A 6,417-nucleotide genomic window follows, 5' to 3' on the forward strand; every position below is an offset into this window, starting at 1 on the left:
CAGTCTAGAGAATTCGAGGTCACCCCAGGTCTCAGGCGGCCTTACGGTCCGGAATATCCGGATTGTCATTCCGCCGCGGTTCCGGCCGGGCGCCCTCCGTGGGGAAGACCCACTTTTTGAACGCCCACCAGCGGAACAGCGTCCCGAGCAGGGTGCCGATGATCATCCCGCTCACGAAGTCGGCGATCTCCGTGCCGACCACGCTCAGGTGCGGCACCTGCAGCTGAAGCACGTACCGCGAAACCCACTGCGGCAACGCGTTCAGCCCGAGCGCGACCCCGCTGATCAGGAAAAACAGTGCGGCCTCGTGCGCGCGTTCCCGGCCGCCGCGAGTGCGGAAGGCCCATTCGCGATTCGCGACGTAGGAAAAGATCGTGGCGACCAGCACACCGACGATCAGCGCGGTGACCGGATGGGTCCGCAGCACGGTGAACTTCAGGACATACGTGATCGTCAGCGTGATGACGAAGCTCGTGCCGCCGACCAGGGCGAAACGGACCAGCTCACGGTGCTTCGCCAGGAGTTCGCGCACCCGTCGGACGCTACTCCGTGAACCAGCCGAAGAACCCCCGGGGTTCGACCGACGGCGGGCGTTTGTCGTGGTTATCGGGTTTGCCGGGCTTGCTGCTCGAACCCGGGTTCGGCGGGGCGCTCGTGGTGGCGGACGGGCTGCTCGACGTCGGATCCGGCGTCTCGTCGTCAGGCGACGTCGAGATCGGCGGAGCGCTGCTCGGCTTCGGGTGCTTGGACGAACTCGGCGCGTGGCTCTTCGAGGTCGACGGCGACGACGTCGGCGGCAGCGGCACCGACGTGGACGAGAGCGGTCCGATCGTCGGCTCGTGGCACATGTTCCACCAGCAGCCGAGCGGCAGCGACACCGACTTCGCCGAGGCAGCGCCGAGCGACGCGTTGACGGTGACGGTAAGCGGGCCGTCGAAAGGCTCGCGCTCCACGCTAATCCACAGCCTCGCGCCCTCGCCCGGAGCCAGCGGTTTGGCGCTGGTGCAGCTCGTGCTCGAATCGTCGGACGCGCACTTGAACTGCTTCACGCTGAACTGCCACCGGGACTGGTGGTCGAGGGTGATCGTGACGGGCTTCGTGCTCTGCCCCGTGTTCACCACGTCGGCCTGGATCTCCGGACGCAGCTTCCACGGCAGGCCGTGTGCCTCGGCGGCCAGCGACAGGGCGTCCTTCGGAGGATTGACCTTCACCCGGACATTGACGTCGACCTTCACCGAAACACCCGCAGTGACCGAACCTTTGACCTCGCCGCCCTTCGCGTTCTCGTCCGCCTGCAACCGGAACATCAACACCGCCGACTGGCCGGGCTGCAATCCGCTGCCGGTCTTGCACGTGACCGTGCCCGTGCCGCCCGGGCACGCGACCTGCATCGGCCCGGACTGCGCGGCCGCTTCGCTGGAGTACGCACCGACCGCGCCGCCGCCGTTCGCCTGGACAGCTCGCACGCCAGGCGGCAGGTCCAGCGTCGCCTGGACAGGGTCGGACACGGAGTTGCCGCTGTTGCGCACGGTGATCGGCAGCGCGACCGGCCCGCCGCCTGGCTGGAGTTCGACCCCGTTTGGCGGCAGGGACGTGGACAGCTCGGGCTTCCCGGCAGGCGGGTTCGGGGCTGGTTGCTGTGCTGGCGGTGCGGCCGGAGGCGCCGCGGGCGGCGGCACCGCCGGAGGCGCGGGCTGAGCAGGCGGCGGCGCCTGCGGGGCCGGTGGCGCGGCTGGAGGAGCTGGGGGAGCGGGCTTCGGCGCAGGTGCGGGTGCGGGCGCTGGCGCGGCGGCCGGCGGCGCGGGAGCCTGCTGAGCAGCCGGGATGGTCTGGGTTCCACCGCCCGCCGCCAGTGCGACCGCCACGGCGGCCACCATCGCGGCCCCGGACATGGCGACCCCGGCGAACTGCCGCGGCGCGGACGCAGCTGCCGCCACGCCCGCCTTGGCTCCGCCAGCCGCCGCCGCGCCGGCACCGACCGCGGCGGCACCGGCGGTAGCCGCGCTCGCCTTGGCCGCGCCGATCGTGGCCAGGTAGCCGAGTGCGGCACCGCCAAGGACGATCGGGGCGATGATCGCGCGCAGGCTGCCGTTGACGTCGGCCAGTTCGGCCGCCAGCATCCGGCATTCGTCGCATTCGTCGAGGTGGTTCTCCACCTGCGAGCGTTCGCGCTTGGACAGCCCGTCGCGCGTCCAGGCCCCGAGCCGCTCGGCCGTCGCGCGGCAGCGGTCCGCACCGTTTTCCTGCAGGTGGACCTGCAGATACGCCTGGCGAAGGCCTTCCCGGGCGCGGTACGCGAGCGCGGACACGCCGTTCGCGGTCAGCCCGAGCAGCGGCGCGACCTCAGCCGGGCTCTGCTGCTCGATTTCGGTGTGCCACAGCACTGCCTGCCAGCGTTCCGGCAGCCGTGCGAACGCTTTCGCGGCCATCGTGCGCTCGAGGCCCGCGACGGCGGTGTCGGAGAACGGCACGGTGAGCGCTTCGCCCGCGGCCCCGCCGACGTCGCTCATGTCCTCGTTGAGGTCGATCCGGCGGTCGCGGCGAGTCTTGTCATACGCGGTGTGACGCAACGCGGTAAGCAGGTACGCACGGAAGGCGCTGTCCGGGCCCTTCCCGCCACGCAGCGTGTCCAAAACCTTCGAGAACGCCTCTGAAACGAGGTCGTCGGCCTCCGAGCTGGACCGTGCGAGCTGGCGGGCGAGGTTGTGCGCGGCTCCGCTGTGTCGCTCGTAGAGCGGACCGTAGGACGCGATCTTTCCCGCGCGCACCTCTGCGATCAGCTCGGCGTCACTCTTTCCGGAGAGATCGGCGGGAACGGTGGACACGGGGCTCCTTTGAGGCTGCGCGCGCGGCGGACTCCACGCGCCTTACTCCTAACAACGCACACCAAGTGTGACGGATGCGGCGACACTCGTCACGCCGTGGTCCGACAGATGCCTCAGTAGGCCCAACGAGTTCACCTTCTCGTCTGGTGATTAGGCGAAAAAGATCGGGGAAAACGCGTCACGAGAGGAGTTCCCCCGCGTCCCCTCCGTGATTGGGGACAAGATCGACAGATACCGGAAGGAGCTGGGGGTTCGGTGGACGTACCGGCGACCGGGGCGCGGTTCGGCTCCGCAGGCGACTCGTCGGGGGACGAGACGCGTGCGCGGTTCGAGCGGGACCGCCATTTGCGGGCATTGCGAGCTCGCTGGCGAACAGCCAGCCTCGCGGCCGGCTGGCGTTTCCCGAGCGATTGGGCACTGCCCGAAGTCGACGCGGTGTGCGCGGCAGTCGTGCGGCACGGCTCGACCGGCGCGGAGAACGCGCTGGCCGGACTGGGCCGGGCGCGGGCCGCGGCGGGAGCGGGGCTGTCGGAAACGCTGTCCGACCTGGCCGCCCTGCACGCGGTGCTCGCCGACCCGGACGCGGTCGACGGATTCGTCGCGCCGGACGTCGACGCCACGCCTGCCCGGCTGCTGCGCGTGACGGCGCTGGCTTGGGCGGACGTCGCCACCGATCAGCTCGTGCACACCGAGGTCACCGATCCGCTCACCGGCCTGCCGTCCGCGGCGTACCTGCGGACCCGGCTCGGCGAGATCTACCGCGGCGGGGTCAGCGAAGCGAACGTGCTGCTCACCGTGTCGCTGGACCTGACGGCGGTGTCCGGCTGGCCCCGGTTGACCGCGATGATCCTCGCCGCGGACGCCGTCCGAGCCGTATTCGACACCGGCGAGTGCTACGCGACGATCGGCCCGTCCGCGGTCGCGGTGCTGGCCGAACGCAACGAACGCCTGGCCACCCGTGGGGTCGCGTTGCGAAGAGCGCTCAACGAACGCCTTTCGGTGGATCCACAGCTGCGCGATGTCGCCCGTCCGCTCGTGTCGGCGGTGAGGCTTCCCGGGACGCACGACCGGGCCTGCGAACTGCTGACGGAATTGGCGCACAGCTGATCCCCGGTCCCCCTTCCCGGCCAGCGTTCCCGCGTTCGTGCTTTCCTGGTGTGGTGACCAGGACCGTACCCTCCGCTGCCGACGGCGACGCTCCGGTGAATCGATCCGGGCAGCCTAGGCTGGCTCTGCGCCGATCTCTGGCACGGCTGTCCGTGCGTCCGCGTTCGATGCTCATCTTCGCGGTGTTCCCGCTGCTCGCGATCGCGGTCGGGTTCTGGGGCTGGACGCACGACTGGAACCTCGGCGTGGACAGCGCGGTCTACCGGGCAGGCGCGCTGCAGCTGCTGCGCGGGGACAACCTCTACGACGCGAACACGCTGCCCACCGAACCGGGCTGGGCGCTGCTGCCGTTCACCTACCCGCCGACCGCGGCGCTGCTGTTCGCGCCGCTCGCGCTCGTCCCGGTGCAGGTAGCGTGGGGTTTCCTCACCGTGGTGTCGCTCGGCGCGCTCGCGCTGTCGGTGCGGATCGCGATCGGCGCGCTGCCCCGCCCGGCCGCCGACGGCCCCCGCTGGTGGGCCTCGCCCGCGCGGTCGACCATCGTGTTCTTCCTGGTCTTCCTCGGCCTCGAACCGGTGTGGCGGACGATCTTCCTCGGGCAGATCAACCTGATCCTGATGGCGATGGTCTTGCTGGACATGCTCGTCATCGGCGCGCGCGGCAGCCGCTGGGGCGGCGTGCTCGTCGGGCTCGCGGCCGCGATCAAGCTGACGCCCATTGTCTTTCTCGGCCACCTGCTCGTCACCGGCCGCTGGAAAGACGCTTTGCGCGGACTCGCGACGTTTGTCGGAATGCAAGCGCTGCTGTTCCTGATCAACCCGCACGATTCATGGAAATACTGGACCAAAACGCTGCCCGACACCGGCCGGATCGGCCCGGTGCACTGGGCGGGCAACCAGTCCCTGAACGCACTGATGAACCGCGCCACCGACCTGGCCCCGTGGGCCTCCAGCGCGGCGACCGTCATCGGCCTGGTGCTGGCGATTCCGGCGCTGTGGCTGATGTTCCGCTTCCACCGGCGCGGGCAGGCGCTGGCCGCGCTGCTCGTCACGGCGTTCTGGATCCTGCTGATCTCGCCGATTTCCTGGACGCACCACTGGGTCTGGGTCGTGCCGCTGGTCGTGCTCCTGGTGTCCAGACTGCCGAAAACCACCCCGGCGACCGCGTGGAAACGGTGGCTGGGGACGTTCCTGGTGGCGTTCGTGTTCGTCAGTTGCGTGCTGCTGATCTTGCCGAACGGCCGGAATGTCGAGCTGCATTGGAAGGTGTGGCAGAACATTCTCGGCGACGCTTACATCCTGATGCCGGTCGTGCTGGCCGTCGCGCTGGTGCTGCGGTGGGGTTTGCAGCGGCGTGCTCGCAACCGGGCTGAACGGGAGTCTCCGTAGCGTTCCTGCGCTGGTCAGCGGCTTGCTCGCGGTTTTTGTCGGTGGTGGCGGTTACTGTCTGGATCGCGGTGGTTACGCGGCCGTCCGGAGCCTGACTCGCGGACGGGCACGGCCATCGTTCTGCTCCGGCGTTTGTTTCGGGCAGACCAACCGAATAGTGAGCCCTGTTACTCCGCGGAGCCGCCGTAGAAGTCGCCCAGTGCGGTGCGGGTGTGGCGGATCAGCAGATCGGCGTGCGCGAAGTCGTCCGGAAGACACGCGCGGGCTGCGGTGAGCAACTCGTCGAACTGCAGTGGTGGCGTGACGATCTTGGCGAGCGGGTGCCGTTCACGGAGCTGCTTCATCAGCTCGGCGAGGTAGATGACGGCTGAGTTCGAGTCCGTGGTCCAGAGCCAGGCGAGCACGTCGCCGAATCCCGGGGGAAAGGCCAGCGGCCGGGTCTCGCCGGTGAGCATCCCGGTGGCCACGCCGGGGAGGCTGGCTTGGCGAAGGGCGTGAAGAACCGGATGCGGGAGGGTGACGGAATCCATCCGCCCATCCTGCTGCAGCGGGACGGTTTGGGGTGGGGTTTCGGTACTCGGGTGTTGCCCGCTTGGGTGGCCGACGAGCAGCGAACCCCGGTCGACGGGCAGCGAATCCCGGACGGGGAGCAGCGAGGCCCCGGTCGGCGAGCGGCGAGCCCTGGCTGGCGAGCGGCGACTCCCGGCTGGCGAGCAGTGAACCCCGGCTGACGAGTGGCGTCCCCGGCCGACGAGCAGCGAACCCCAGCCGGGGAACTGGCCCTGCGAATCCCCATCTCCGGACTGACCAGCGCGGCGGGAAAGGTGTTCTCCGGGTGCCGTCGAGCTGCTTCCGCCAGCCCGATTCGCCGGGTGCCTCAGCCCGATTCTCTGGGTGTGCCCCGCTCCGGCCGGTTCCCGCCACCGGCCCGCACACCCCAGCCGTTCCCGTTCGGCCGCGCCCAGCCGCGCCAGTCCAGCTGCGCCCGGCCTAGCCGTTCCCGCCCAGCCGCGCCAGTCCAGCTGCGCCCGGCCTAGCCGTTCCCGCCCAGCCGCGCCAGTCCAGCTGCGCCCGGCCTAGCCGTTCCCGCCCAGCCG

The 6,417-nt window shown here is 70.1% G+C and carries 5 protein-coding genes; 2 read left to right on the forward strand and 3 right to left on the reverse strand.

Annotated features, from left to right (window positions below; genetic code table 11):
* Positions 1 to 31: 31 nt before the first annotated feature.
* Both ACZ7SW_RS21180 and ACZ7SW_RS21185 read right to left on the reverse strand, forming a co-directional pair.
* Complete coding sequence (locus tag ACZ7SW_RS21180) at positions 32 to 532, reverse strand: GtrA family protein (protein WP_470232139.1); 501 nt, start codon at positions 530 to 532, stop codon at positions 32 to 34.
* Between the two features lie 10 nt (positions 533 to 542).
* Positions 543 to 2,825, reverse strand: coding sequence for a sigma-70 family RNA polymerase sigma factor (locus ACZ7SW_RS21185; RefSeq protein ID WP_470232140.1), 2,283 nt, complete (start codon positions 2,823 to 2,825; stop codon positions 543 to 545).
* A 255-nt stretch (positions 2,826 to 3,080) separates the two neighbouring features.
* Here ACZ7SW_RS21185 and ACZ7SW_RS21190 point away from each other — a divergent pair, with 255 nt between their 5' ends.
* Positions 3,081 to 3,932 carry a GGDEF domain-containing protein gene (locus tag ACZ7SW_RS21190; RefSeq protein WP_452077445.1) on the forward strand — a complete coding sequence of 284 codons (852 nt, stop codon included), beginning with the start codon at positions 3,081 to 3,083 and terminating at the stop codon, positions 3,930 to 3,932.
* 53 nt (positions 3,933 to 3,985) lie between these two features.
* The gene (locus tag ACZ7SW_RS21195) at positions 3,986 to 5,320 is read left to right on the forward strand and encodes a glycosyltransferase 87 family protein (protein WP_470232141.1); all 1,335 of its coding nucleotides are present in this window, start codon (positions 3,986 to 3,988) and stop codon (positions 5,318 to 5,320) included.
* A gap of 167 nt (positions 5,321 to 5,487) precedes the next feature.
* Here the strand turns inward: ACZ7SW_RS21195 and ACZ7SW_RS21200 are convergent, their stop codons facing one another.
* Complete coding sequence (locus tag ACZ7SW_RS21200) at positions 5,488 to 5,850, reverse strand: hypothetical protein (RefSeq protein WP_470232142.1); 363 nt, start codon at positions 5,848 to 5,850, stop codon at positions 5,488 to 5,490.
* Between the last annotated feature and the right edge of the window lie 567 nt (positions 5,851 to 6,417).

It is taken from the genome of Amycolatopsis sp. NPDC114484 (genome assembly GCF_055633755.1).